This window comes from Nocardia fodinahabitans (assembly GCF_052983615.1).
The window spans coordinates 4038635-4063185 of the sequence record NZ_JBRJJC010000001.1; the positions used below are offsets into that span (position 1 = coordinate 4038635).

Below are 24551 nucleotides of genomic sequence, written 5' to 3' on the forward strand. Positions count from 1 at the left end.
GCGGGGACGTTGTTCTGTGGGGTCGAGATGGCGGCTCGGGTGGAGCGGTTGGAGGCCGATGCCATTGCCGGGGCGGCTCGGGTGGGGGTGGGGCGAGTGCCTGGTGGTGGGGGGTTCGTGCGGGAGTTCGCGGGTGGGGCCGCGTGTTTCGCGGAGGTGGGGTCGCCGTTGAACAAAGTGGTGGGGGTCGGGTTCGGCGGGGTGCCTTCGGTGAGGGAGTGGGAGGCGGTGGAGGCCACGTATGCGGCGGTGGGGGTGCCGGTGCAGGTGGAGCTGGCGCAGCTGGCGGATCCGCGGATCGCGGTGGAGTTGACCGGGCGGGGGTATCGGTTGATGTCGTTCGAGAATGTGCTCGGGATGGAGTTGGCCGGTCGTAGCTGGACGGGGTCCGAGCGGGTCGAGGTGCGCCGTGACGAGGACGGATTCGATTTGTGGCTCGATGTCGTTGTCGATGGGTTCGCGCATCCCGACGACGAGGGCGTTCAGTCGCATGAGGAGTTTCCGCGGGAAGCGATCGCGGCGGTGATGCGGGATATGGCTGCCGTCGACGACACTCGTCGCTACGTCGCGTATCGAGACGGGGATGCCGCGGGTGGGGCCAGCATGCGTACCGGCGGTGGTGTCGCGGCGCTCGCAGGGGCCGCGACGTTGCCCGCGCATCGCAGGCGTGGGGTCCAGACCGCGCTGCTGTCGGCGCGCCTGACCGAGGCGGTGGCAGCGGGGTGCGACCTCGCGGTGATCACGACTCAGCCCGGCTCCATGTCGCAACGGAACGCGCAAGGGCGAGGGTTCTCGCTGCTCTACACCCGCGCGGTGCTGGTCAAGGAATTCTGAGTCCGGAGGGCTGAGGCTCAGTCGTCGAGAGACGGTCCGCGAGAGAGGGCGGCCTCGAGTTCGATGATCCGATCCCGCTGATCCGTGAGGTTCCTGCGCAAAGCGGCGATGAGTTCGACGTAGCTCAGCTGCGCCGGCGGGATCCCCACCACGTCGGCCAGTTCGCGCTGTTGAAAGTCGAGGAGTTCGCGGCAGGAGTCGTATTCGGCCTGCAGCATCGCCTGTCGCACCTCAGCCGGGATTCGATCCGCTACCTGGAGTCCGTGCGGCGGTGGCTCGTGTCCTTGCCAAGGCGACCATCGCGAGTGAATCTCGTGCTCGGTCATGTCGGAGAGCCGCTGCAGCAGTGCGCGGCAGGCCGTCGGCGAGGCGAACACCGTGTCGAGACACCGATGGTAGTCAGGGGGTTGCAGCTGAATGTGGTCGCTCATCGCTCACGGCTCCCGGGACTCCGCTGCGCAGCGAAGAGGATGAGCCTAGCGGGTGCTGTCACGGAAAGCTGGGGTCCTGGCGGTGAGGGCCTCGATGACCTGGGAGATCCGGTTCGCGCGAGCGGCGGGGGTCGTTGCCTTGAGGATCGGCAGGTAGAGGCGGTATTGGTCGGAGCGGCCGAGGACGGCGTAGGCGGCGCGGGCCTCGGGGGCTTCGGCCAGCGCGGCGGCCAACTCGGCGGGCATCTCGGCGGTGCGCTGACGCTCGTAGGCCCCGGCCCAGCGTCCATCGGCGACGGCTTCCTCGATCGCCGCGAACCCGGCGGGCCGCATCCGTCCCGCCGCGATGAGGGCCTCGGCCTTGGCCACATTGACCTGCGACCACGGGCTGCGGGCCCGGCGCGGGGAGTAACGCTGCACGTAGTGGTGGGCATCGAGGCCGCGCCGATGACTGTCGATCCAGCCGTAGCAGAGGGCGCCGTCGAGGGTTTCGGTGATCGTCACCGACGGCTCGGGCGCACCTTTCTTGGCGATCCGTACCCAGACCTCACCCACCGTGTCGTGATGGGCGGCCAGCCAGTCCTCCCACGCGCTCGCGGAACCACAGGTGAGGTATTCGGTACTCATGAAAACCATGATCCGTGCTTAAGTGCTCACCAACTGAGCACTTAACCACACCAGGGTTTTCGGCCGCCTCGCCTTCGAGGGGCGATACGTAACGGCGAAGCCGCAGTATCGCCCCTCGAAGGCGAGGCACAAGGGGCCGAAAACCCCGCGGCGCCAGCCGCTGATATCACAGCCAGGTGTCGAGGCTGGTGGTCGTGAGGAAATGGTCCAGGTCCGCGCGCCAGGGCGCGGGGGTGGTCTTGTCGGGTTCGATGCCGGTGTACTGGCCCCGGTAGAACAGCAGCGGGCGACCGCCGGTGGTCTCCGATTCCGAGAGGGCATGCACCCGGCCGATGACGATGTAGTGGTCACCGCCGTCGACGACGGAGTCGACCGTGCACTCGATGGTGGCCAGCGAGTCGTCGAGCACCGGAACACCCAGTTCGGAGGTGTGCCAGGGGACACCGGCGAACTTGTCGGTCTCGCGCGAGCCGAAGCGCGCGCAGGTCGGCTGCTGTGCCTCGGCGAGCACGTTCACGCAGAACTTGCCCGCCGCCTCGATCGCCGCCCAGGAGCGCGACCCCTTGGTGGGGCAGAACAGCACCAGGGGCGGGTCGAGGGAGAGGGCGGCGAAGGACTGGCAGGCGAAGCCGATCGGCTCACCCGCCGGGTCGAGCGCGGTGATCACGGTGATGCCGGTACAGAACTGCCCCAGCACATTACGAAATTGCCGGCCGTCGATCGCCGGTGTCTGTTCGGTCATGTCCCTCGCCGCCATTTCCTATTGCTGCTTGAATCCGACGGTGAAGTCGTGACCCCACAGGCTGACCGCGGTCGATTCGCGGGCGACCCAGTCGTGGTCGTCGACTTCCAGTCCTTCACAGCCGAATTCGATATCGAATCCGCCCGGCGTCTTCATGTAGAAGGACAGCATCTTGTCGTTGATGTGCCGGCCGAGGGTGGCCGACATCTTCACCTTCTTGCGGTACGCGCGGTCCAGGCAGAGGCCGACGTCGTCGGAGTTCTCCACCTCGACCATGAGGTGCACGATGCCGGTCGGATTCGGCAGCGGCAGGAACGCCAGCGCGTGGTGGCGCGGGTTGCAGCCGTAGAAGCGCAGCCAGGCCGGGTCACCGTCGGCGGGACGGCCGACCATCTGCGGTGGCAGCCGCATGGAGTCGCGCAGCCGGAAGCCCAGGATGTCCTGGTAGAACGCCTGCGCCGCGGCATCGTCGGTGCAGGTGAGGACCACGTGGCCCAGACCCTGCTCCGCGGTGACGAACTTGTGGCCGTAGGGGCTCACGAAGCGGCGGCCCAGGTACTGCGCGCCGTAGAACGCCTCGAGGGTGTTCCCGGACGGATCCTGGAACCGGATCATGCCCTCGACGCGACGCTCGCCCAGCTCTTCCTTGGTGCCCTCGGTGAAGGCGACGCCGGCCTTGCCCAGGGTCTCGCGCAGCTCCTGCAGGCCGCGGGCATCGGTGACTTCCCAGCCCGAGACCAGCAGGCGGTCCTGCTCGCCGGGGACGATCACCAGACGCGCGGCGAAATCGTCCATGCGCAGGTAGAGCGCGTCGGGGTTGAGCCCGGTGCCCTCCATCATGCCGAGCACTTTCAGGCCGTACTCGCGCCAGGCCGCCATGTCGGTGGCCTCGATGCGCATGTAGCCAAGGGCACGAATACTCATCGCTGCTCCTCGAGGAAATCGACCGTGAGCCGGTTGAATTCGTCGAACTTCTCCAGCTGGGCCCAGTGGCCGCAGCCGCCGAACACGTGCAGCTGCACGCGCGGGATGACCTTGGTGGCCACCAGCGCGCCGTCGAGCGGGTTCACCCGGTCCTCGCGGCCCCAGATGAGCAGCACCGGCTGACGCAGCTTGTACGCGTCACGCCAGAGCATGCCCTTCTCGAAGTCGGCGCCGGCGAAGGACTTGCCCATCGCGCGGACGGCGGCCAGCGATTCGGGCGTGCTCGCCAGGGCGAACCGCTCGTCGATCAGTTCCTCGGTGATCAGCGACTGGTCGAAGACCATGATCCGCAGGAACTTCTCCAGGTTCTCCCTGGTCGGCGCGTAGCTGAACGCCGAGAGCAGCTTGACGCCCTCGGTGGGGTCGGGCGCGAACAGGTTGGTGCTCAGCCCGCCCGGGCCCATCAGCACGAGCTTGCCCGCGCGCTTGGGGTTGTCCAGGGCGAAGCGCACCGAGGTGCCACCGCCGAGCGAGTTACCCAGCAGGTGCACCCGCTCGGTGATCTGCAGGTGATCCAGCAGGGCGAGCAGCGCGGTGGACGCGTGCACGAAGTACTGCGGGTGGTCGACCGGCTTGTCGGACTTGCCGAAACCGGGCTGGTCGAGCGCGATCACGTGGAAGTTCTCGGCCAGCACCGGGATGTTGCGGGCGAAGTTCGACCACGCCGAGGCGCCGGGCCCGCCGCCGTGCAGCAGCACGATCGTGGGGCCGTTGCCGACGCCCGCCTCGTGGTAGTGCAGCTTCAGCTCGGGGGTGACCTGCGCGTAGCGGGAGGTCGATGCATAAGTGATTTCAGCGGTCTGGGTCATCGGCTACACCATGGCGTCGGTGACGGGCAGGCCGAACTCGTGCGTGCCGTACATCACGTAGGCGCGCTCGGGATCGTTGGCCGCGTGCACCCGGCCCGCGTGCGCGTCGCGCCAGAAGCGCTGCAGCGGCGTGCCGTTGGCCAGGGCGGTGGCGCCCGAGGACTCGAAGAGCTTGTCGATCGAGGCGATCACCCGGCCGGTCGCGCGGACCTGGTCGCGGCGGGCGCGCACGCGCAGATCGAACGGCACTTCCTGGCCCGCCTGCAGCAGCGCGTACTCCTCGGCGACATTGCCCGAGAGCTGACGCCACGCGGCGTCGATGTCGCTGGCCGCCTCGGCGACGCGCACCTTGGCGAACGGATCGTCCTTGGCGTTCTCGCCGGCGAAGGCCGCGCGCACGCGCTTGCCCTGGTGCTCGACGTGCGCCTCGTAGGCGCCGTAGCCCATGCCGACGATCGGCGTGGAGATGGTGGTGGGGTGGATGGTGCCCCACGGCATCTTGAAGACCGCGTCGGTGTTCTGCTCGAGGCCCGGCGCGCGGCCCTCGCTCATCGCGCGGAAGCTCAGGAAGCGGTGCGACGGGACGAAGACGTCCTCGACGACCACGGTGTTGGAGCCCGTGCCACGCAGGCCGACGACGTTCCAGACGTCATCGATGCGGTAGTCCGAGCGCGGGATCAGGAAGCTGCCGAAGTCGACCGGCTTGCCGTTCTTGATCACCGGACCGCCGAGGACCGCCCAGGTGGCGTGATCGGAGCCCGAGGACCAGGCCCACGAGCCGCGCACGATGTAGCCGCCCTCGACCGCCTGGCCCGCGCCCATCGGGGCGTAGGACGACGAGATCCGCACGTCGGTGTCCTCGCCCCAGACGTCTTGCTGGGCCTGCTGGTCGAACAGCGCGAGGTGCCAGTTGTGCACGCCGATGATGCCTGCCACCCAGCCGGTGGACCCGCAGGCGCTGGCGATCTTGCGCACGGTGTCGTAGAAGACGACCGGGTCGGCGGCGTGGCCGCCCCACTGCTTGGGCTGGAGCAGCCGGAAGAAACCGGTCTCCTGCAGCGCCTTCATGGATTCATCGGGGATGCGGCGCAGGTCTTCGGCCTCCTGCGCACGTTCACGCAGTGTCGGCAGCAGTGCCTCGACCCGTTCGGTCACTTCTTGCGTCATTTCGGAGCCCGCTCCTGCCTTGTCGGATCGACAACCGGTTCTTGTTCGACTCTGAGATTAGAACAGGTTCTCATTTCTGTCGAGAAGATCGCCCCACCTCGGATATAACAGGGGCGTGGAGCGAACTTCGCTGGATAGCTGGCGTGAAGCGCCCTCGTTTTGTAACGTGTTCTAGTGAAGAAGGAGGGTTCGGGATGGCAGTCAACCCCAAGGTGAGGGAACTCGATGTCGGCACCACGCCGACCAGGTTTGCGCGCGGCTGGCACTGTGTCGGCCTCGCGAAGACCTTCCGCGACGGCAAGCCGCACGCGATCGAGATCTTCGGGACCAAGCTCGTGGTGTGGACCGACACCAACGACGAGATCCGTGTGCTCGACGCCTACTGCAGGCATATGGGCGGCGACCTGAGCATGGGCACGGTCAAGGGCGACGACATCGCCTGCCCGTTCCACGACTGGCGCTGGGGCGCCAGCGGCAAGTGCACGTCGATCCCCTACGCGCGCCGCGTTCCGCCGCTGGCCCGCACCAGGAAGTGGACGACGCTCGAGCGCAACGGCCAGCTGTTCATCTGGCACGACCACGAGGGCAACGAGCCGCCCGCCGAGGTCACGATCCCGCACATCGAGGGTCCCTACACGGACTCCGAGGGCAACCCGCGCGAGGATCATGACAGCGGCTGGACGCCGTGGACGTGGAACACGATGCGCATCGAGGGCTCCAACTGCCGCGAGATCATCGACAACGTCGTGGACATGGCGCACTTCTTCTACATCCACTATGCCTTCCCGACGTACTTCAAGAACGTCTTCGAGGGACATGTGGCGACGCAGTTCCTGGAGACCAAGGGCAGGCCCGACATCGGCATGGCCGCCAAGTACGGCGGCGAGACGCTGCTGAAGTCGGAAGCGTCGTACTTCGGGCCGTCCTACATGATCAACCCGCTGGTCAACATCTACGGCGGGTACGAGATCAAGGTCGTGCTGATCAACTGCCACTACCCGGTCAGTCAGGACGAGTTCGTGCTGCAGTACGGCCTGGCCGTGGAGAAGCCCAAGGGCATCGACGACGCCACCGCCGAGAAGCTGGCGAACTCGATGACCGAGTTCTTCGGCGACGGCTTCCTCCAGGACGTGGAGATCTGGAAGCACAAGTCCAAGGTCGAGAACCCGCTGCTGTGCGAGGAGGACGGCCCGGTCTACCAGCTGCGCCGCTGGTACGAGCAGTTCTATGTCGATGTCGCCGACGTCACCGAGAAGATGACCCAGCGCTTCGAGTTCGAGGTCGACACCACCAAGGCCAACCAGGCCTGGGAGGCCGAGGTGGCGGAGAACCTGCGCCGCAAGGCCGAGGCAGAAGCCGAAGCGGGCGTGTAACCATGTCACCGACCTGGGCCAAGGCACCCGACTTCGCCGATCAGCCCGTGCGGCAGGCCGCGGTGCGGGCCCAGACCACGGTCGACAAGCAGCACTACCTGGACGAGGGCCTGGCACCGGTGCGGTGTCAGGCCTGCCAGACCGAGGTTCTGGTGCGCAAGTCCAGCGCGCACCAGACCTCGGTGCAGTGGACCGAACGGCCGGACACGCACTGCCCGGTCTTCGCCCAGCTCAGCGCGCACGGCGCCCGGCCGGGCAGGCCGGAGTCGTGCCCGTCGCTGGAGAAGTCCATCAAGTGGGCGGTCGACGAGGGCGTGCTCGAGATCCCCGAATGATCAGCTGAACGGGGAGTGCGGGCGGTCCTGCCGGACGCCGTCGAGATAGATGTCGACCTTCTCGTTGTAGAAGCACGCCAGGCCGGCGATCTTCTGGCTCTCCGGCAGCGGGGTGCGATAGATCCACACGATGTCACGGTGTTCGGTGCCGTCGACCTCGACGTGCCAGTAGTCGGCGGTGCCCTTGTACGGGCAGCTGGTGTGCGTGTCGGACGTACTGAGCAGGTCCATGCGCACATCGGTGAGCGGCAGGTAATACCGTGCGGGCAGGCCGGTTTCGAACAGGATCCGCGGCGCCGACGACTCGGCGACGGTGACGCCGTCGATCTCCACCCGCACCTGCCGCGTGCTGGCGAGGATGTCGACGCGCGAGTACGGGTCGCGGGGGTGGACCATGATCGGCTCGTCCTCCTCGAACCAGTCGAACGTGGCGAAGTCCAGGCGGACGGCGTCGTTGAGCTCCGGCAGCGGCGAGTCGAGATAGCGCTGCGCGGCGCCGTCGGCGCGGACCCCGTCGACCACCACGTCGTAGCCGGTGGCCTCGCCCCGGCTGGGGGAGTGCTCGCTGATGCCGTTGGGTTCCAGGTCGGCGTGCACGTCGGTGAGCGGGACGTAATAGGTGGGGTAGTAGGGAATCTCCCAGACGAGCAGTGGCCGCAACGTATCGGCCACCAACCTGCCGCGCATATACACCCGCACGCGCTTCTGCCCGGCTTCCACCCTGACCCGCCCGCGCCGCTCATCGCTCATGCTTCGACGCTACGCCGCCCACGTACGCCACCCGCCGCAACGCCCCGACCCCGAGGAGGGGCCGCGACTCGAGCGCGCCAGCGCTCCAACTACCCGACGCTGTGCGGCGCCGGGTGGGCCAGGGCGTCGCGGCCGACGAACAGCGCGCCGACCGCGGCGGTGGTGAACGCGGCGCCGAGCCAGAACGGCAGCGAGACGCTGTGCTCGCCGAGCTTGCCCGCCACCCACGGTGCCGCGGCGCCACCGGCGAACCGGACGAAGCTGTAGGCCGCCGACGCGGTGGAGCGCTCGACCGGCGCGGAGATCATCACGGCCTCGGTGATCAGCGTGTTGTTCACGCCGAGGAACAGACCGGCGATCACGACGCCGACGATCAGCACGATCTTGTGCTCGGTGAACATACCCATCACGGCCAGGTCGGCGGCGAACAGCGCCAGCGACAGCGCCATCATCGGCAGGGTGCCGAAGCGCGCCTGCAGTTTCGGGGCGAGGAACACCGAGGCCAGCGCGAGCAGGATGCCCCAGCCGCAGAAGATGAAACCGATCGCGTAGGTGCCCATGTCCAGCGGGAACGGGGTGTAGGCGAGCAGGGTGAAGAAGCCGAAGTTGTAGAGCAGCGCGGTGATGCTGACGGTCAGCAGACCCTTGTGCCGCAGTGCCTTGAACGGCGCGGTGATCGAGGTCGGCTCGGCCGGCTTGGGCATCTCGGGCAGCAGCACGACGATCGCGATGAAGGCGATGGCCATCAGCACCGACACACCGAAGAACGGTCCGCGCCAGCTGATGCCGCCGAGCAGGCCGCCCAGCAGTGGACCGGTCGCGATGCCGATGCCGAGGGCGGCCTCGTAGAGGATGATCGCCTTGGCGACGCCGCCGGTGGCCGCGCCGACGATGGTGGCCAGCGCCGTCGCGATGAACAGCGCGTTGCCCAGACCCCAGCCAGCGCGGAAGCCGATGATCTCGCCGATCGTGCTCGACATGCCCGCCAGCGCGGCGAACACCACGATGATCGCCAGGCCGGACAGCAGCGTCTTCTTGGCGCCGAAGCGGCTGGAGATGACACCGGTGACCAGCATGGCGACGCCGGTGACGGCCATGTAGCTGGTGAACAGCAGCGAGACCTGCGAGGGGCTCGCGTGCAGCTGTTCGCCGATCGGCTTGAGGATCGGGTCGACCAGGCCGATGCCCATGAACGCGATCACGCTCGCGAAGGCGACGGCCCAGACGGCCTTGGGTTGCCCGGACGGGGTGGTGGCTGCGGCGGCGGTGTCGTCGGCGCGCGTCAACTGGGGAAGGCTCACTGGAGCTCCTGTTGCATCACTGATGACCGCGGGCAACCGCACGCAGGGCTGTCAGCAGGTCGTTCATGTCGGTGTCGAGCCGGATCAGGCGATCGAGATCGAATTCGGCGAGTCCGGGAGCCACGGCGGCCGCGAAGGCGCGCCTGGCCTCGACGAGGCGGTTCCGGCCCGCCGGGGTCAGTTCGATGAGAACCGCCCTGGAGTCCTGCGGGTCCCTGGTGCGGGAGGCGAATCCGTCGGCGACCAGTCGGCCGATCAGCGCCGTTGCCGCCGGTTGGGAACATCGGTCGATCCGGGCGAAGTCGCTGACCCGCAGGCCGCCGTGTTCGTCGAGCACGGCGAGGGCACGCAGGAGCGCGCGGGGCAGATCGTCGTCGCTGATCGCCCCGGCGAGCCGGGTGAGCCGACCGGCAGTGACCAACAGGTCGACCACGATGTCGTCCGGGGAGGGCTGCTCTGTCTGCTGCACGAGCAGTATTATTACATAAGCTAATTATCTAATTCCAGCGAACGTCTCCGGTGACATCCCGCACAACACGCCGAAAGCCCTGGCCGCGGGGTTGCGACCAGGGCTTTCGATGGGTGCGGTCAGGCGGCCGCGACCGGACGGCGGCCGGTGCCGAAGAGCTCGGCGGTGGCGTGCGCCCGCTTGAAATACAGGTGGGCGTCGTGCTCCCAGGTGATGGCGATGCCGCCGTGCAGCTGGATCGTCTCGGCGGCCACGTGCGAGAAGGTCTCGGTGCAGTGCTTGCGGGCGACGTAGACGTCCTCGGCGGCCGAGTCGCTGTTGTCGGCCACGGCCTGGGCGGCGGCCAGCGCCGTCGACTCGGCCGACTCCACCAGCACGTACATATCGGCCATCCGGTGCTTGAGCGCCTGGAAGCTGCCGATCGGCCTGCCGAACTGCACGCGCGAGGCGGTGTAGTCCACCGTCATCTCCAGGCAGTGCCTGGCCGCCCCGACCTGCTCGGCGGCGAGCGCGGCCCAGGCGATCTCGCGCAGGCGGGAACGCAGGGCCGCCGGGTCTGCCGAGCCGATCGGCGTCGCCGGGGTGTCGGTGAAGGCGATGACGGCCAGCTTGCGGGTGGGGTCGAGGCCCGGTGTCGGGGCGACGACGACGCCGGGCGCGTCGGCCGTCGTCTCGAACAGGCCGTCGTCGGTGAGCACGAGCAGCAGGTCGGCCTGGGCGCCGTGCAGCACGTAATGCGCCGCGCCGTTGAGCTTTCCGTCGTTCGCGGCGACCCCGGCGGAGTCCCAGCCCGAAGCGTCGGCCCAGCACAGCGCGGCCGTACGCGAACCCTCGGCAAGGTCCGGCAGCAGCCGGGCGCAGGCCTGCTCGTCGCCCGAGAGCAGGATCGCCTGGACGCCGAGCACGGCGGAACCGAGCATCGGGACCCCGGCCAGCGTCCGGCCCAATTCGCCCACCACCATCAGCGATTCGACCAGCCCGGCGCCCGCGCCACCCCACTCCTCGGGCACCGCGAGCGCGGCGACACCGACCTGCTCGCACAGCATGGTCCACAGCTTCGGGTCGTACCCGAGGTCGGTGTCCATGGCGGCGCGCACCGCGGCGGGCGTGGCGTGCTTGGCCAGCAGGGCGCGGACGGAGGTGCGGAATTCGAGCAGTTCATTCGATGACATGGGGTTCCTCGGCAGAGTCGGTGATGGTCACCGCGTCGGTGGGTACGGGGAGTGGCATCCGCTCGCCTCAGACCGCCGCGGGTTCGGCCGCGCGCAGTGCGTCCGCGATGCGGCCGCGGTGGAAATCGGCGGTGCCCCAGGCGGTGCGCAGGGCGGCCACCTTGGTGATCCACAGCGACAGGTCGCATTCGGCGGTGTAGCCGATGGCGCCGTGCACCTGCAAACCCGCGCGCGAGGCGCGGTGGGCGGCATCGCCGCAGGCCACGAGGGCCGCCGACACATCGCGGGCGCGATCGCCGGAGTCCAGCGTGAGCGCGGCACGGTAGAGCAGCGGCTCGGCCAGATCCAGGGCGATCAGCACATCGGCGAGTTGCTGCTTCACGGCCTGGAACTCACCGATCGCGCGACCGAACTGCTTGCGCTGCTTGGCATAGGTGGTGGTCTGGTCGAGCAGCGCCCGGCCCGCGCCGAGCAGCTGGGCGGCGCAGGCGAGGACGCCGATATCGAAGGCGTAGTCGAGTGCGTCCTGGACGTCCTCGGCGACGGTCTCGTCGGCCGCGACGTGGAACAACTTGCGCGCCGGGTCGATCGAGGCGATCGATCCGGGGGCCCGTCCATCGGTCGCGTCGGTCGGCTGATCGCCGCCGGCGGACTCGGGGGCGCGTCGGCCGACAGTCAGCCGCCCGCCTGCCGCGACGAGCACCAGGTCGGCGGTGTCGGCATCGAGAGCGATGCCGCGCTGCGGGTCCGCGAAGGTGACGGTGCCGAGCAATCCGCCGCCCGCGAGGGCGGGCAACCAACGCCGCGCGGGTTCGGTCTCCGGAAGACGCTGCAGCAGCGCGGGAATCACCGCGGTCGACTCGATGACCGGACCCGGCACCGCGGCTCGGCCCAGCTCGACCAGGGCGACGACGAGGTCGACCGGGGTGGCTTCCGCGCCGTCGTACTGCTCGTCGACGATGAGGCCGAACACACCCATCTCGGCCACCTGCCGCAGCAGGGTGCGCCCCTTGGCGGTGTCGCCCTCGGCCCACGCGCGCGCGGCCGCGGGAGTGTGCCCGGCGTCGAGGATCTTGCGCAGCTCGCCGGCGAAATCGAGTTGTTCGGTGCTGAGGGCGAATCTCATCGCGGACCTCCTGTGTTCGGTGGGGCGATTCGGCCCGAGCGGGTGCTGGTCTCCGTGCGCGGCTGGTGCGTCGCGGGTCGCGCGGTGCCGTGAAGCTCGACGCGCCGCGTCATCGCTTGCTCTCCCGCGGCAGGCCGAGGATGCGCTCGGCGATGATGTTGCGCTGGATCTCGTTGGTGCCCGCGTAGATCGGGCCCGACAGCGAGAACAGGTAGCCGTCGGTCCACGTGCTGGTCAGCTCGGCGGCGGAGCCGAGCAGGTCGAGGGCCGTCTGGTGCATGGCGATATCGAGTTCGGACCAGTACACCTTGGTGATCGAGGACTCCGCGCCGAGCTGACCGCCGTCGGTCAGCCGGGTGACGGTGCCGAAGGTGTGCAGCCGGTAGGCCTCGCTGCCGATCCAGGCGTCCACCACGGCATTGCGCGCGGCGGTGTCGGTGGGTTCGGTCGTCTCGGTCCACAGGTCGATCAGCCGCTGCGCGGTCGCGCTGAACCGGCCGGGGCTGCGCAGCGAGAGGCCGCGCTCGTTGCTCGACGTCGCCATCGCGACCCGCCAGCCCTCGTTCGGCGCGCCGATGACGTCGCGGTCGGGGACGAAGACGTCGTCGAGGAAGATCTCGGCGAAGCCCGGCTCGCCGTCGAGCTGCGGGATCGGCCGCACGCTCACGCCGTCGGCGGACAGCGGGAACATCACGTAGGTCAGGCCGTGATGACGCTGCGCCTCGGGGTCGCTGCGGAACAGGCCGAAGGCCCAGTCGGCGTAGGTGGCGCGCGAGCTCCAGGTCTTCTGGCCGTTGAGGATCCAGCCACCCTCGGTGCGCCTCGCGGTCGAGCGCAGGCTCGCCAGGTCGCTGCCCGATTCGGGCTCGGACCAGGCCTGCGCCCAGATGTCGTCACCGCGCGCCATCCGCGGCAGGATCCGGGCCAGCTGCTCCTCGGTGCCGTGCTCGAACAGTGTCGGCGCGAGCAGGAAGATGCCGTTCTGGGCGACGCGCCCCGGCGCACCCGCCGCGTAGTACTCCTGCTCGAACAGCACCCACTCGAGGATGGAGGCATCGCGGCCGCCGTACTCGGTGGGCCACGACACCGCCGACAGGCGGGCCTCGGCCAGCTTGGCCTCCCACGCGCGATGGGCTTCGAAACCCGCCGCGGTGTCCATGGACGGCAACGGCTCGCTGGGGACGTTGGCGGCGAGGAACTCGCGCACCTCCAGCTGGAACTCCCGTACTGCCGGGTCGATCTCGAGGTCCACTTACTTGGTCCCGTTCTGTTCGGTCGCGGCGCCCCTCATCGAGCGGGCGGTCATCCCGCCGAGCGAATCGGCGCCGACTTCGGCGTTGTGCGCGTGTGCGAAATGGTGCAGCCCGAAGACCGAGTCCATGCCGGAACGCATGCCCATCAGGTCTTCGGCCTGGTTGACGGCCTTCTTGGTGAGCGCGAGCCCGAATTGCGGCATGGCGGAGATCTTCTCGGCCAGCGCCAGCACCTCGGACTCGAGTTCCGCGCGCGGCACGACCCGGTTGACCATGCCCCACTCCTTGGCCTGGGCGGCGTCGAACCGGTCACCGGTGAAGAGGAACTCCTTGGCCGCGCGCGGACCCATCACCCACGGATGCGCGAAGTACTCCACACCCGGAATGCCCATCCGGACAACGGGGTCGGAGAAGAAGGCGTCGTCGGAGCAGACGATCATGTCGCATACCCAGGCCAGCATCAGCCCGCCGGCGATGCAGGCACCCTGCACCATCGCGATGGTCGGCTTGGGGATCTCCCGCCAGCGGCGGCACATGCCCAGATACACCTCGGACTCGCGGGCGAAGCGCTGATCGCCGCCCGCGCGGTCGAGGTGGTCCCACCACAGCGCGGCCTTGTTCTCGTAGTGCACGTCGTGGTCGCGACCCGGCGTGCCGATGTCGTGGCCCGCGCTGAAGTGCTTTCCGTTGCCCGCCAGCACGATCACCTTGACCTCGGGGTCCTCGACGGCCCGCACGAACGCGGCGTCGAGGGCGTAGGTCATCTTCGAGTTCTGCGCGTTGCGGAACTCGGGCCGGTTCATGGTGACGACGGCCACCGACCCGCGCACCTCGTAGGTGACGACCTCGGCTTCGGTTTCGGAACTCACGACTTCTCCTCACGTAGCTCACGCTTGAGCACCTTGCCCGCCGCGCTGTAGGGCAGCTGGTCGCGGAACTCCACGAGCCGGGGCACTTTGAAATTGGCCAAGCTGGACGCGGCGAAGGCGATCACCTCGTCCGCGGTCAGCGTCGAGCCGGCCTTGCGGACGACGACGGCCTTGCCGACCTCGCCCATCCGCTCGTCCGGCACACCGATGACCGCCGATTCGGCGACACCATCGAGCCGGGCCAGGGTCTGCTCGATCTCGGCGGGATACACGTTGAACCCGCCGGTGATGTACATGTCCTTGAGCCGGTCGGTGATCTTGAGATAGCCGCGCTCGTCGACGATGCCGATGTCGCCGGTGTGCAGCCAGCCGTCGGCGTCGATGGCCTCGGCGGTGGCCTCGGGATCGTCGAGGTAGCCGAGCATCACGTTGGGACCGCGCAGCAGCACCTCACCGGCCTCGGACAGGCGCAGCTCGAAGTCGGCGATCGGGCCGCCGCAGGTGTTGGCGATGGTGGCCGCGTCGTCGGAGGGTCGGCACATGGTGCCGAAACCGGCCGACTCGGACAGGCCGTAGGCGGTGATGACGACCTCGAAGGCGAGATCGTCGCGCATCCGCTCGATCAGCACCACCGGCACCGTCGCCGCGCCGGTCACCGCCACCCGCAGCGAGGACAGATCGCGCTCGCCGCGCTGGGGATGCTCGAGGATGGTCTGGTAGATCGTCGGCGGCCCGGTGAGCACGGTGATCCGCTCGGACTCGATCAGCGCCAGCGCGGCGGGCACGTCGAAGGTGGCCTGCGGCACGATCGTGGCCCCGGTGACCAGGCACGCGAGGATGCCCGCCTTGTAGCCGAAGTTGTGGAAGAACGGCGGGATCATCAGGTAGCGATCGCCCGCGCGCAGGGTCGAGCACTCGACCCAGCCGCGCACCACGCCCAGCGCCTGCCGGTGCGCGACGAGCGTGCCCTTGCTGCGGCCGGTGGTGCCGGAGGTGAACAGGATGTCGGAGATGTCGTCGGGGGAGACGGCGTTCGCCCGCTCCTCGCCCGCCTCGGCGGAGACGGTCTCGGCCAGCTCGAGCAGGGCCGACCAGCTCAGCGACGCGTCGTCGGTGGCGGACTCGCCCTCGACCGGGATCACCACGACGGTGCCGATCTCGAGCTCCGGCGCCGTCGCGCGCAGTTCGGCGGCGCGATCGCGGCCGAGGAACGGCCCGGCGACGAACAGTGCCTTCGCGTCCACCCGGACCAGCACGTCGGCCGCCTCGGCGGCGACATAGCGGGTGTTGAGCGGCACCAGCGCGGCGCCGACCGAGTGCGCGGCCAGCGCCGCGACCACCCAGTGATGGGTATTGGGCGCCCACATCGCGACCCGGTCGCCGCGGTCGATACCGCGGGCGATCAGGGCGCGCGCCGCGATCCGGACCTGGTCTAGCAGGTCGGACCAGGTCAGGCGGGTCGCGCCGTCGATCAGGGCCGGCTCGTGCGGATGCGCCGCGGCGACGTCTCGCAGTGCCTGCGGGGTGGTCTGTGCAGGGGTTGTCACGGGGTCCTCACCAATCGGCTAACAAAGCAAGTGCTTGGTAGGTTATCCTACCGACGTGGGCGTGATCCAGACCTCAGATTCCGATACCGCGACCTCCGACGCGGAGTTTTGCGCGGAAATACGCGACTGGCTGGCCGAAAACCTGGCCGGGGAGTTCCGTGACCTGCGCGGCACCGGCGGGCCGGGGCGCGAGCACGAGTTCTTCGAAGAGCGGCTGGCCTGGGACCGGCACCTCGCCGCCGCGGGCTGGACCTGCCTCGGCTGGCCGGTCGAATGGGGCGGCCGCGGTGCCAGCGTGCGCCAGCAGGTCATCTTCCACGAGGAGTACGCGAAGGCCGACGCGCCGGCGCGGGTCTCGCATGTGGGTGAGGAACTGCTCGGCCCGACGCTGCTGGCCTTCGGTACCGAAGAGCAGAAGAAGCGATTCCTGCCGGGCGTGCGCTCGGTCGGCGAGCTGTGGTGCCAGGGCTACTCCGAGCCGGGCGCCGGCTCCGACCTGGCCGCGGTGAGCACCACCGCGCGCCTGGACGGCGACCGCTGGGTGATCAACGGCCAGAAGATCTGGACCTCGCTCGCGCACGTCGCCGACTGGTGCTTCGTCATCGCGCGCACCGAGAAGGGGTCGAGCAGGCACAAGGGCCTGTCCTACCTGCTGGTGCCGATGCATCAGCCGGGCATCGAGGTGCGCCCGATCGAACAGCTCACCGGCACCTCCGAATTCAACGAGGTGTTCTTCGACGACGCCGTCACCGAGGCGGGCCTGGTCGTCGGTGAACCGGGCGAGGGCTGGCGCATCGCGATGGGCACGCTGACCTTCGAGCGCGGCATCTCCACGCTCGGCCAGCAGATCCGCTTCGCCCGCGAGCTCGCCGACATCGAGGCGCTGGCCCGGCGGACCGGCGCGGCGGACGACCCGCTGATCGCCGAGCGCATCGACAACGCCTGGGTCGGCCTGCGGGTGCTGCGCGCGCACGCGCTGCGCACCATGAGCGAGGACGTCGACGATGCCGGTGGCGCGTCGGTCTCGAAGTTGTTGTGGGGCAACTGGCATCGCGGACTCGGCGAACTCGCCATGGCGGTGCAGGGCGCCGCCGGGCTGGTCCTGGGTCCCGACGACATGACCGCATGGCAGCGGCTGTACCTGTTCAGCCGCGCCGACACGATCTATGGAGGTTCGAACGAAGTGCAGCGCAACATCATCGCCGAGCGTGTGCTCGGCCTGCCGCGGGAGGCCCGCCCGTGACCGGTCCGCTCTCCGTCCCGCCCCCGTCCATCCCCGGCCACGGCCTGCTGACCGGCCGTAAGGCCGTCATCACCGCCGCGGCGGGCACCGGCATCGGCTCGGCCACCGCGCGCAGGCTCTTGGAAGAAGGCGCCGACGTCGTCGTCTCCGATTGGCACGAGCGCAGGCTCACCGAGACCGCCGAGCTGCTCGCCAAGGAGTTCCCCGAGCGCAAGGTCGGCGCCGTGGTCTGCGACGTCCGCGATACCGCGCAGGTGAACCAGCTGCTCACCGATGCCGCCGCCGAACTCGGCCGGATCGACGTCATGGTCAACAACGCCGGCCTCGGCGGTGAGACCCCGGTCGTCGACATGACCGACGAGCAGTGGGATCAGGTTCTCGACATCACCCTGACCGGTACCTTCCGCTGCACCCGTGCCGCGCTCGGGTACTTCCGGTCGGCCGGCCACGGTGGCGTGATCGTCAACAACGCCAGCGTGCTCGGTTGGCGCGCGCAGCACGGCCAGGCGCACTACGCTGCCGCCAAGGCCGGCGTGATGGCGCTGACCAGGTGCAGTGCGGTCGAGGCCGCCGAGTTCGGGGTGCGGATCAACGCCGTCGCGCCGAGCATCGCCCGGCATCCGTTCCTGGACAAGGTCAGCTCGAGCGAGCTGCTCGACGCCCTGAGCGAGCGGGAGGCCTTCGGCCGCGCCGCCGAGCCGTGGGAGGTCGCCGCGACGATCGCCATGCTGGCCAGCGACTACACCTCGTACCTGACCGGCGAGGTGGTCTCGGTGAGCAGTCAGCGCGCATGACGAGCGAGCCCCCGAGTGCGGCGTTCCCGGAAACCAAGCAAATGCTTGGTTGTAGGATGACGTCGTGACCGCATCCGACACCGTGAAACGTTCTCGCCGCGCCGAACTCCTCGACCTCGCCGCGAACCTGTTCGCCGAGCGTGGACTGCGCGCCACCACGGTGCGGGATATCGCCGACTCGGCGGGCATCCTCTCCGGCAGCCTCTACCACCATTTCGACTCCAAGGAGTCGATGGTCGACGAGATCCTGCGCGGCTTCCTCGACGACCTGTTCGGCCGCTACCGCGAGATCGCGGCCGCCGGGCTGAGCTCGCGAGAGACCTTGGAAGCCTTGGTGATCGCCTCCTACGAGGCCTTCGACCGGCACCACGCCGCGGTCGCCATCTACCAGGCCGAGGCCAAGAACCTGCGCGACGTGGAGCGCTTCGCCTACATCCGCGACTTCAACACCGAGTTCCGCGACCTGTGGCACCGGGTGCTCACCGCCGGTGTCGCCGACGGCAGCTTCCGGCCCGAACTCGACGTCGAACTGGCGTTCCGCTTCCTGCGCGACACCGTGTGGGTCGCGGTCCGCTGGTACACCCCCGGTGGCCCGATCACCGTGCAAAGCCTTGCTCAGCAATATCTCACCATCGTGCTCGACGGGCTCACCGTGCCCGGGAGCACCGCGAAATAGGAGTTCCAACATGACCGCATCAGCCGAGCGCCGCCCCTACGCCCCACTGCGGGAGGCCTATGTGATCGATGCGGTGCGTACCGCGGTCGGCAAGCGCGGTGGCGCGCTGGCCGAGGTGCACTCCGCCGATCTCGGCGCGGCCGCGCTGCGTGGCCTCGTCGAGCGCACCGGCATCGACCCGTCGATCGTCGACGACGTGATCGTCGGCTGTGTCGACAACCTCGGTCCGCAGGCCGGCAACATCGGCCGCACCATGTGGCTGGTCGCGGGCTACCCCGAGGAAGTGCCCGGCGTCACCGTCGACCGGCAGTGCGGCTCCAGCCAGCAGGCGATCAACTTCGGCGCGCAGGCCATCATGAGCGGCACCGCCGAGGTCATCGTGGCCGGCGGCGTGCAGAACATGAGCGCCATCCCGATCGGCGCCGCCATGGTCGCGGGCAAGCCGTACGGCTTCGAGTCCTCGTTCGTCGGCGCGAAGGGCTGGGACTCGCGTTACGGCACCGGCGAGGTCTCCCAGTTCAAGGGCGCCGAGATGATCGCCGAGAAGTGGGGCATCAGCCGCGAGGACATGGAGCGCTGGGCCCTGCAGAGCCACGAGCGCGCCAAGGCCGCCATCGCCGCGGGCCGCTTCGACAACGAGATCGTGCCGGTCGGCGACTTCACCGTCGACCAGGGTCCGCGCGAGACCAGCCTGGAGAAGATGGCGAGCCTGCAGCCGCTGTCGGAGGGCAGCCCGCTCACCGCGGCGGTCGCCAGCCAGATCTCCGACGGCGCCAGCGCCACGCTGCTCGCCTCGGAGTGGGCGGTCAAGGAGTACGGCCTGACCCCGCGCGCCCGTATCCATCACGTCAGCGCGCGCGGCGCCGACCCCCTCATGATGCTCAGCGCGCCGATCCCGGCCACCCAGTGGGCGCTGGAGAAGGCCGGCCTGACCATCGACGACATCGACGCCATCGAGATCAACGAGGCCTTCGCTCCCGTGGTCCTGGCCTGGATCAAGGAGATCGGCGCCGACCCGGCGAAGGTGAACGCCAACGGCGGCGCCATCGCGCTCGGCCACCCGCTCGGCGCGACCGGCGCCAAGCTGTTCGCCACGCTGCTCAACGAGCTCGAGCGGGTGAACGGCCGCTACGGCCTGCTCACCATCTGCGAGGGTGGCGGCACCGCGAACGTCACCATCATCGAACGCCTCGGCGCCGCCGAGTAATTCGCCGCGGAGCCCACAACGGCCCGGTGCTGGAGTCTCCAGCACCGGGCCGTAGTGCGGTATACGGCGGTTTCCGCACTTGCGAGCGATCGCTCGGTCACCCACACTGGAACGTTGCTCACCCATGGGTAGCCGCGATAACACGGTGGCGCAGTGGGTAAGCCATGAGCTGAAGTGGTGCCGGATCTGGGTGTCACTCGTGAGATCAGGAGCAAGAATTCCGAATGGGTCACCCACAACCACCCAACCCGTATCAAGGTCGGCCGGGACAGCCGATGCCGCCGGGTCAGCCGTATCCGGGCCAGCCGTATCCGCAGGGGCAGCCGTATCCGCAGGGACAGCAGATGCCAGGGCAGCCCTACCCGCAGGGACGGCCGATGCCGGGGCAGCCGTACCCGCAGGGCGGGCCGCAGTACGGTGCGCCGGGTGGTTACGGTCAGCCGCCCCGCCCGTCCGGTGGTAGCGGTGGAAAGATCGCCCTCTTCGTCGGTGGTGCTGCCGTTCTGATCGCGGTCGCGGTCGGCGCGTTGTTCATGTTCGGTGGCGGCGGCGGTTCGATCATCGGCGGCGGCTACGACACCCCGCGCGAGGCGGCGCAGGCGTGGGTCGATCAGAAGGGCGACCTCGAAGATCTGGTGTGTTCCTCCGATCGGGACGAGATCGCGAAGTACAAGAACAAGTCGACGCCGACCGGGGCGCCGTCGGACACCGGGCTCCCGAAGACGACGACAACCTTGAAGAGCGTGGACGTCCCGTCCGGTAGCGATTCCGGGACCTTCACGACGGCGATGTCGATGGAGATCCTCGGCACGAAGACCACCTCGACCGCGACCTACAAACTGGTCGAGGAAGACGGCGGCTGGAAGGTATGCGGAATTCTCAACCCGGTCATCGAGACGGAATGAGGGTTACGGGTCGGCCCCTTCGGCCGACCCGTTTCTCGTTCACCACCAGTAGGTCACGACATCCCAGCGCTGGAGAGTGCCGGGTATATCGCAGTGGGCCCAGGATTGCTGCCCGTCCCACGCCACGTGGCCGCGGCGTTCGTAGGTGGCCCAGCTGCTGCCGAACCAGCCCCACCACTGCCTGCATTCGATCCGCACCTGATGCCGGACCGGCCAATAACACTGTGAGTACGCCGAGGTGTTGTTGACCGGATGGGCCGAGCATCCCGACGGACCCCATTGCGCCTGGACAGGCGCCGCGCCCATCACCACCCCCGCGCCGAGCAGCGTTGCCGCCGACGCGCTCACCATCAATTTCTTGCCGAGCGTTCTCATCTCCTACCTCCCACCAAGCGTGGGGGCACGATGCCCCGACCTGTGACAGGGCCTCCGCGCATCTGGATCTCCGGCGGTGCCGCGTTCGCAAAACCACTCTTACGTGACTTACGTCACATTTCGTACGGTCGGTGTTACCCCCGGCCGCCGCCGGGCGGGTGTCGTACCCCCGGCCTACGATGGGCCGGGTGAAGGTGCTCGGTGCGTGCCCGCTCGACTGCCCCGACGCGTGCTCGTGGGTGGTGACCGTCGAGGACGGCAAGGCCACCGGGCTGCGGGGGAACAAGGACCATCCGGTGACCCGTGGCGCGTTGTGCGTCAAGGTCAATCGCTATCTCGAGCAGGTCGGCTCGCCCGACCGGCTGCGCTACCCGCTGCGCCGGGTCGGGCCCAAGGGCTCGGGCCGCTTCGAGCGGATCAGCTGGGACGACGCGCTCGACGAGATCGCCACCCGGCTCACCGGCATCGTCGACGAGTTCGGTGGCGAGGCGATCTGGCCGTTCCACGGCACCGGCAGCCTCGGCTACCTGCAGGGACTCGAGGGCTATGCCGGTCGCCGGATGTTCAACGTCCTCGGCGCCTCGCACCACGCCGCGACGATCTGCTCCGTCGCGGGCGGCACCGGTCTGCGCTACACGCTAGGTACCTCCGGCGGCATGGATCCCGAGGATTTCGCGAAGTCGGAACTGATCCTGCTGTGGGGCACCAACCCGCTCACCTCCGGTCACCATCTGTGGAAGTTCGTGCAGGACAGCGGGGCCTACCTGGTATCGATCGACCCGGTGCGCACCAAGACCTCCGAACGCTGCGACGAGCACCTCGCGCCGCTGCCCGGCACCGACGCCGCGCTCGCGCTCGGGCTGCTGCACGTCATCGTCTCGCTCGGCGCGCAGGACGAGCGGTTCATTGCCGAACACACCGAGGGCTGGCCCGAATTCCGCGACCGGGTCAGGGAATTCACCCCGGAGCGCACCGCGGCGATCACCGGCGTGCCGCGGGAGCGGATCGTCGCGCTCGGTGAGCGGATCGCCCGCACCAGGCCGACCGCCATCCGCGCCTCCCAGGGCATGCAGCGACACGCGGGCGGCGGTATGGCGCTGCGGGTGCTGGCCTGCCTGCCCGGCGTCACCGGCGACTGGGCGATTCCCGGTGGCGGACTGCACTATTCGACCAGCGGCCACTTCCAGCTCGACGACGCGGCGCTGGTCCGCGATGATCTGCTGCCGCACCCGGTCCGCACCCTGTCGATGACCCGGCTCGGCGAAGCCCTGCTCGAGACCGAGGATCCGCCGGTCAAGGCGCTGTTCGTGATCGGCGCGAATCCGGTCGGCTCGAACCCCGACCAGCGCCGGGTGATCGAAGGACTCTCCCGCGACGATCTGTTCACCGTCGTGCTCGAGCATTTCGGCACCGACACCGTCGACTACGCCGACATCGTGCTGCCCGCCACCATGCAGCCCGAACACCTCGACGTGATCGCGGGCTACGGCCACCTCTACCTGGTCTGGAACGAGCCCGCCGTCGAGCCGCCGGGTGAATGCCTGTCCACCACCGAGACCTTCCGCAGGCTCTCGCGCCGCCTCGGTCTCATCGAACCGGCCCTCTACGACTCCGACGAGGAACTGGCCAGGCAACTGCTGAAGGGCCACGACCTGGACCGGCTCCGGGCCGACGGCTTCCTCAAGATCCAGCCCGGCTCGGTCCCGGCGGGCAAACTGCAATTCGTCTCGGCGCGTGCCGAACTGGCCGGACACGATCCGCTCCCGGACTACACGCCACCCGCCGACCCGGGCGACGGACTGGTGCTGATCTCCGCCGCCTCGCACTACTTCCTGAACACCTCCTTCGGCGGCAACCCCGAATTGCGCCGCCGGGCAGGCGAATCCACCATCACCCTGCATCCCGACGACGCCACCGCCCGCGGTATCGCCGACGGTGCGCCGGTCCTGGTGTCCAACGCGCGCGGGTCGTTCGAGGCCGTGGCCGAGGTGTCGGACCGGGTCCGCCCCGGCGTCGCGGGCACGACGAAGGGCCGCTGGGCCAAATTCACCAACGGCGCCACCGTCAACGCGACGGTCGCCGAACGGGATTCGGACTACGGCGGCGGCGCGGTGTTCCACGACAACCGCGTCGAGGTGCGTCCCCGCTGATCGAGGTGCGGCACGACGGCGACCGCCTCGGTCGCGACCGTCGTGGCCGGCGGCCCCGCCGGACAGACCGGTCCCGCGGTCGGCGTGCTGCTGTCGACGGGTCCGGGGCGGATCGAGGCGACGGTGCGGACCACGCCGCTGGCGCATCTGCCCGGCACCACGCAGTTCACCGTCTTCGCGCTCTGAGCCGTAAAGCGCACCGGACCCGATGCGCACCTCGTGAGTGCGGCACCGGGTCCGGTGTTCGATCGCCCCAGGGGACCGACGGTTGGCTCTGGGCCGTCGATCGGGGCGAGCTTGTGGAGGGAGCCGGGTACGGCTCCGGGTCAGTGGGCCTCGGTGGCCGGCTCGATGGTCAGCGACGAGATCGCCTCGATCCGGGCGATGGCGTCGGCGACGATCTCGTCGATCAGCTCGGCCACGGTCGGCAGGCTGTCGATGATGCCGGTGACCTGGCCGGCGGGCAGCACGCCCGCGTCGGTCCGGCCCTCGACGAGACCGGCCTTGGTCAGCATCGCCGAGTTCGCCGCCATCACGACCTGGGACCAGCTGAGGTCCTTGGTCTTGCGCATCGCCAGGCCGTCGCGCATCAGCGTCGACCACTTCATGCCGGTCATGGACTTGAACTTGGCCGCGTTACCGACCGCCGCGGACAGGCCGCGCCAGCCACCGGAGTGCTCCAGCTTCTCGACCAGTTCGGTGTTCAGCATCCGGTGCGGCATGCCGTCGACCTTCACCGAGACCACCGTGTCCTGTAGTCCGCGCGCCAGGTACTCCTGCTTCACGGCCTCGGGGACGGTGCTCTCCTGGGTGAGCAGGAAACGGGTGCCCATCGCGACACCGGCGGCGCCGTACGACAACGCGGCGGCCAGGCCGCGACCGTCGAAGAAGCCGCCCGCCGCGACCACCGGGATGTCGACCGCGTCGAGCACCGACGGCAGCAGCAGGGTGGTGGCGACCGGACCGGTGTGCCCACCGCCCTCGCCGCCCTGCACGATCACCGCGTCGGCGCCCCAGGAGGCCACCTTCACCGCGTGCTTGGCGGCGCCGATCGACGGCACCACCACGACACCGGCGTCCTTGAGCTTGGCGATCAGGTCCTTCTTCGGCGCGAGCGCGAAGGAGGCGACCTTGACCTGCTCACGGATGAGCAGATCGATGCGCTCGGTGGCGTCGGTCGCGTCGGCGCGGATGTTCACGCCGAACGGCTTGCCGGTGAGCGACTTGGTCTTGGCGATCGCCGCCTCGAGCTCCTCGAAGGTCATCGTGGCCGAGGCCAGGATGCCGAGGCCGCCCGCGTTGGCGGTGGCCGCGACCAGGCGCGGACCGGCGACCCAGCCCATGCCGGTCTGCACGACCGGATGCTCGATGCCGACCAGTTCGGTCAGCGGAGTCCGCAAGTGGGCACTCAT

General features: G+C 69.1%; 26 protein-coding genes. 10 read left to right on the forward strand and 16 right to left on the reverse strand.

Annotated elements, in window-relative coordinates:
* Positions 1-9 precede the first annotated feature (9 nt).
* Positions 10-834, forward strand: a complete 825-nt coding sequence (locus tag NV348_RS18820; protein ID WP_447151087.1) for a GNAT family N-acetyltransferase — start codon at positions 10-12, stop codon at positions 832-834.
* 17 nt (positions 835-851) lie between these two features.
* On the opposite strand, the gene NV348_RS18825 is transcribed toward NV348_RS18820, so the two are convergent.
* The 6 genes from NV348_RS18825 to hsaA form a co-directional block, all read right to left on the reverse strand.
* On the reverse strand, positions 852-1052 hold the full coding sequence (locus NV348_RS18825; protein WP_447148062.1) for a hypothetical protein: 201 nt from the start codon (positions 1050-1052) through the stop codon (positions 852-854).
* A gap of 258 nt (positions 1053-1310) precedes the next feature.
* A complete protein-coding gene (locus NV348_RS18830) occupies positions 1311-1892 on the reverse strand; it encodes a YdeI/OmpD-associated family protein (protein WP_447148063.1) in 582 nt (193 codons plus the stop codon).
* Positions 1893-2058: 166 nt separating this feature from the next.
* Positions 2059-2634 (reverse strand): 3-hydroxy-9,10-secoandrosta-1,3,5(10)-triene-9,17-dione monooxygenase reductase subunit, encoded by a 576-nt coding sequence (hsaB, locus tag NV348_RS18835; RefSeq protein ID WP_447148064.1) that lies wholly within the window; start codon positions 2632-2634, stop codon positions 2059-2061.
* A gap of 18 nt (positions 2635-2652) precedes the next feature.
* Positions 2653-3558: an iron-dependent extradiol dioxygenase HsaC gene (hsaC, locus tag NV348_RS18840; protein ID WP_447148065.1), complete on the reverse strand. Its 906-nt coding sequence runs from the start codon at positions 3556-3558 to the stop codon at positions 2653-2655.
* On the reverse strand, positions 3555-4427 hold the full coding sequence (gene hsaD / locus NV348_RS18845; RefSeq protein ID WP_447148066.1) for a 4,5:9,10-diseco-3-hydroxy-5,9,17-trioxoandrosta-1(10),2-diene-4-oate hydrolase: 873 nt from the start codon (positions 4425-4427) through the stop codon (positions 3555-3557). Before hsaD ends, hsaC begins: the two co-directional genes overlap by 4 nt.
* A 3-nt stretch (positions 4428-4430) precedes the next feature.
* Complete coding sequence (gene hsaA / locus NV348_RS18850) at positions 4431-5594, reverse strand: 3-hydroxy-9,10-secoandrosta-1,3,5(10)-triene-9,17-dione monooxygenase oxygenase subunit (RefSeq protein ID WP_447148067.1); 1164 nt, start codon at positions 5592-5594, stop codon at positions 4431-4433.
* Between the two features lie 194 nt (positions 5595-5788).
* On the opposite strand from hsaA, the gene NV348_RS18855 reads away from it, so the two are divergent.
* Both NV348_RS18855 and NV348_RS18860 read left to right on the forward strand, forming a co-directional pair.
* Positions 5789-6967 carry a 3-ketosteroid-9-alpha-monooxygenase, oxygenase component gene (locus NV348_RS18855; RefSeq protein WP_447148068.1) on the forward strand — a complete coding sequence of 393 codons (1179 nt, stop codon included), beginning with the start codon at positions 5789-5791 and terminating at the stop codon, positions 6965-6967.
* A gap of 2 nt (positions 6968-6969) precedes the next feature.
* Positions 6970-7302, forward strand: a complete 333-nt coding sequence (locus NV348_RS18860) for a hypothetical protein (protein WP_447148069.1) — start codon at positions 6970-6972, stop codon at positions 7300-7302.
* On the opposite strand, the gene NV348_RS18865 is transcribed toward NV348_RS18860, so the two are convergent.
* From NV348_RS18865 to NV348_RS18900, 8 genes are all read right to left on the reverse strand, one after another.
* Positions 7303-8052 carry a DUF427 domain-containing protein gene (locus NV348_RS18865; protein WP_447148070.1) on the reverse strand — a complete coding sequence of 250 codons (750 nt, stop codon included), beginning with the start codon at positions 8050-8052 and terminating at the stop codon, positions 7303-7305.
* 89 nt (positions 8053-8141) lie between these two features.
* Positions 8142-9338: an MFS transporter gene (locus tag NV348_RS18870; RefSeq protein ID WP_447151088.1), complete on the reverse strand. Its 1197-nt coding sequence runs from the start codon at positions 9336-9338 to the stop codon at positions 8142-8144.
* A gap of 31 nt (positions 9339-9369) precedes the next feature.
* A complete protein-coding gene (locus NV348_RS18875; RefSeq protein ID WP_447148071.1) occupies positions 9370-9822 on the reverse strand; it encodes a MarR family winged helix-turn-helix transcriptional regulator in 453 nt (150 codons plus the stop codon).
* A gap of 119 nt (positions 9823-9941) precedes the next feature.
* Positions 9942-10994: an acyl-CoA dehydrogenase family protein gene (locus NV348_RS18880; RefSeq protein WP_447148072.1), complete on the reverse strand. Its 1053-nt coding sequence runs from the start codon at positions 10992-10994 to the stop codon at positions 9942-9944.
* Positions 10995-11061: 67 nt separating this feature from the next.
* Positions 11062-12120 (reverse strand): acyl-CoA dehydrogenase family protein, encoded by a 1059-nt coding sequence (locus tag NV348_RS18885; protein ID WP_447148073.1) that lies wholly within the window; start codon positions 12118-12120, stop codon positions 11062-11064.
* A 109-nt stretch (positions 12121-12229) separates the two neighbouring features.
* The gene (locus NV348_RS18890; RefSeq protein WP_447148074.1) at positions 12230-13372 is read right to left on the reverse strand and encodes an acyl-CoA dehydrogenase family protein; all 1143 of its coding nucleotides are present in this window, start codon (positions 13370-13372) and stop codon (positions 12230-12232) included.
* On the reverse strand, positions 13373-14242 hold the full coding sequence (locus NV348_RS18895) for an enoyl-CoA hydratase (RefSeq protein WP_447148075.1): 870 nt from the start codon (positions 14240-14242) through the stop codon (positions 13373-13375).
* Positions 14239-15789, reverse strand: a complete 1551-nt coding sequence (locus tag NV348_RS18900) for a FadD3 family acyl-CoA ligase (protein ID WP_447148076.1) — start codon at positions 15787-15789, stop codon at positions 14239-14241. The genes NV348_RS18895 and NV348_RS18900 overlap by 4 nt, the downstream gene beginning before the upstream one ends.
* 55 nt (positions 15790-15844) lie before the next feature.
* Here NV348_RS18900 and NV348_RS18905 point away from each other — a divergent pair, with 55 nt between their 5' ends.
* From NV348_RS18905 to NV348_RS18925, 5 genes are all read left to right on the forward strand, one after another.
* Positions 15845-17032, forward strand: coding sequence for an acyl-CoA dehydrogenase family protein (locus NV348_RS18905; RefSeq protein ID WP_447148077.1), 1188 nt, complete (start codon positions 15845-15847; stop codon positions 17030-17032).
* Entirely contained in the window at positions 17029-17826 is a 798-nt protein-coding gene (locus tag NV348_RS18910; RefSeq protein ID WP_365010086.1) for an SDR family oxidoreductase, read from the forward strand. Before NV348_RS18905 ends, NV348_RS18910 begins: the two co-directional genes overlap by 4 nt.
* 64 nt (positions 17827-17890) lie before the next feature.
* Positions 17891-18502 carry a TetR/AcrR family transcriptional regulator gene (locus NV348_RS18915; protein ID WP_447148078.1) on the forward strand — a complete coding sequence of 204 codons (612 nt, stop codon included), beginning with the start codon at positions 17891-17893 and terminating at the stop codon, positions 18500-18502.
* Between the two features lie 46 nt (positions 18503-18548).
* Entirely contained in the window at positions 18549-19709 is a 1161-nt protein-coding gene (locus NV348_RS18920; RefSeq protein WP_447151089.1) for an acetyl-CoA C-acetyltransferase, read from the forward strand.
* Between the two features lie 275 nt (positions 19710-19984).
* Positions 19985-20614 (forward strand): Rv0361 family membrane protein, encoded by a 630-nt coding sequence (locus tag NV348_RS18925; protein ID WP_447148079.1) that lies wholly within the window; start codon positions 19985-19987, stop codon positions 20612-20614.
* Between the two features lie 39 nt (positions 20615-20653).
* Here NV348_RS18925 and NV348_RS18930 read toward each other — a convergent pair whose 3' ends face one another.
* Positions 20654-20989 carry a hypothetical protein gene (locus tag NV348_RS18930; protein WP_447148080.1) on the reverse strand — a complete coding sequence of 112 codons (336 nt, stop codon included), beginning with the start codon at positions 20987-20989 and terminating at the stop codon, positions 20654-20656.
* Between the two features lie 179 nt (positions 20990-21168).
* On the opposite strand from NV348_RS18930, the gene NV348_RS18935 reads away from it, so the two are divergent.
* Both NV348_RS18935 and NV348_RS18940 read left to right on the forward strand, forming a co-directional pair.
* Positions 21169-23139 (forward strand): molybdopterin-containing oxidoreductase family protein, encoded by a 1971-nt coding sequence (locus tag NV348_RS18935; RefSeq protein WP_447148081.1) that lies wholly within the window; start codon positions 21169-21171, stop codon positions 23137-23139.
* Between the two features lie 42 nt (positions 23140-23181).
* A complete protein-coding gene (locus tag NV348_RS18940; RefSeq protein ID WP_447148082.1) occupies positions 23182-23325 on the forward strand; it encodes a hypothetical protein in 144 nt (47 codons plus the stop codon).
* A gap of 140 nt (positions 23326-23465) precedes the next feature.
* On the opposite strand, the gene NV348_RS18945 is transcribed toward NV348_RS18940, so the two are convergent.
* Positions 23466-24551 carry an NAD(P)H-dependent flavin oxidoreductase gene (locus NV348_RS18945; RefSeq protein ID WP_447148083.1) on the reverse strand — a complete coding sequence of 362 codons (1086 nt, stop codon included), beginning with the start codon at positions 24549-24551 and terminating at the stop codon, positions 23466-23468.

Coding starts and splice junctions, on each gene's coding strand:
- NV348_RS18860 (WP_447148069.1), top strand. CDS start 6,970: ATGTCACCGACCTGGGCCAAGGCACCCGACTTCGCCGATCAGCCCGTG.
- hsaA (WP_447148067.1), bottom strand. CDS start 5,594: ATGACGCAAGAAGTGACCGAACGGGTCGAGGCACTGCTGCCGACACTG.
- NV348_RS18925 (WP_447148079.1), top strand. CDS start 19,985: ATGCCGCCGGGTCAGCCGTATCCGGGCCAGCCGTATCCGCAGGGGCAG.
- NV348_RS18945 (WP_447148083.1), bottom strand. CDS start 24,551: ATGAGTGCCCACTTGCGGACTCCGCTGACCGAACTGGTCGGCATCGAG.
- NV348_RS18830 (WP_447148063.1), bottom strand. CDS start 1,892: ATGAGTACCGAATACCTCACCTGTGGTTCCGCGAGCGCGTGGGAGGAC.
- hsaD (WP_447148066.1), bottom strand. CDS start 4,427: ATGACCCAGACCGCTGAAATCACTTATGCATCGACCTCCCGCTACGCG.
- NV348_RS18825 (WP_447148062.1), bottom strand. CDS start 1,052: ATGCTGCAGGCCGAATACGACTCCTGCCGCGAACTCCTCGACTTTCAA.
- hsaB (WP_447148064.1), bottom strand. CDS start 2,634: ATGACCGAACAGACACCGGCGATCGACGGCCGGCAATTTCGTAATGTG.
- NV348_RS18880 (WP_447148072.1), bottom strand. CDS start 10,994: ATGTCATCGAATGAACTGCTCGAATTCCGCACCTCCGTCCGCGCCCTG.
- NV348_RS18935 (WP_447148081.1), top strand. CDS start 21,169: ATGGGCCGGGTGAAGGTGCTCGGTGCGTGCCCGCTCGACTGCCCCGAC.
- hsaC (WP_447148065.1), bottom strand. CDS start 3,558: ATGAGTATTCGTGCCCTTGGCTACATGCGCATCGAGGCCACCGACATG.
- NV348_RS18855 (WP_447148068.1), top strand. CDS start 5,789: ATGGCAGTCAACCCCAAGGTGAGGGAACTCGATGTCGGCACCACGCCG.
- NV348_RS18885 (WP_447148073.1), bottom strand. CDS start 12,120: ATGAGATTCGCCCTCAGCACCGAACAACTCGATTTCGCCGGCGAGCTG.
- NV348_RS18865 (WP_447148070.1), bottom strand. CDS start 8,052: ATGAGCGATGAGCGGCGCGGGCGGGTCAGGGTGGAAGCCGGGCAGAAG.
- NV348_RS18930 (WP_447148080.1), bottom strand. CDS start 20,989: ATGAGAACGCTCGGCAAGAAATTGATGGTGAGCGCGTCGGCGGCAACG.